Origin of the sequence: Mesorhizobium sp. M7A.F.Ca.CA.002.15.2.1 (assembly GCF_003998715.1) — a bacterium.
In the GTDB taxonomy this organism is placed as follows: domain Bacteria; phylum Pseudomonadota; class Alphaproteobacteria; order Rhizobiales; family Rhizobiaceae; genus Mesorhizobium; species Mesorhizobium ciceri.
In genome coordinates this window covers 1-655 of the sequence record NZ_RZPI01001193.1, presented here as the reverse complement: position 1 = coordinate 655, position 655 = coordinate 1, and the positions used below count along the sequence as shown (strand labels likewise).

Below are 655 nucleotides of genomic sequence, written 5' to 3'. Positions count from 1 at the left end.
GCGCCACCTTCCCCCCTCCGGAGGGAAAGGAAAGGAGCGTTGGTGGGCGAGCGTTGGCTCGGCGAAGCCGAGACGGAGCGGGACCAGCGCCGCATAGGCAATGCATGCGCCAAGCTGCCATGCACTCTATCGCCAAAGACCAGTTGCTTGGAAATGTGTGCATGCCGTAGCTTGCCGGGGATCAGCAGCTTTGCCGCCCTACTTCACAAGGTGATCGCCGAACGCAAAAAGGGCGGCCGAAGCCGCCCTCTTGGGGAATTGGGTCCCTCCATCAAAGGAAAATGATCACCCTGCCGTGCCTGTGGTGATGGTTGTGGTGGTGGTTGTAGTGCTTCCACCAGAACTTCTTGAAGTGCTTCTTGTGATGGTTGTGGTGGTGATGATGATGGCCATGCATGCCGTGGGCTGACGACGTGCCGACAGTGCCGGCGAGCGCGCCGGTGGCGACGAAGATGGCGACGAGGCCCGAGGTAAGAGTGCGCTTGAACATGATGATCTCCTGGATCTTTTGATCGAGGCGACCCATTCGCCTCTGACCATCAGTCGGCGCGGCGCAGCAAAAGGTTCGAAAGGTTGAGGAGATTTTTTGTGGGACGCCGTTGACGCCAGCGCGGCGACGGCAAGGACACCAATGACCCGTCGCCCCCTATTCCCC

1 protein-coding gene is annotated in these 655 nt (G+C 60.2%); it reads right to left on the bottom strand.

What is annotated here, in order from left to right; translation table 11 throughout:
* Positions 1-271 precede the first annotated feature (271 nt).
* Positions 272-490: a hypothetical protein gene (locus ENZ74_RS33595; RefSeq protein ID WP_013531393.1), complete on the bottom strand. Its 219-nt coding sequence runs from the start codon at positions 488-490 to the stop codon at positions 272-274.
* Positions 491-655 lie beyond the last annotated feature (165 nt).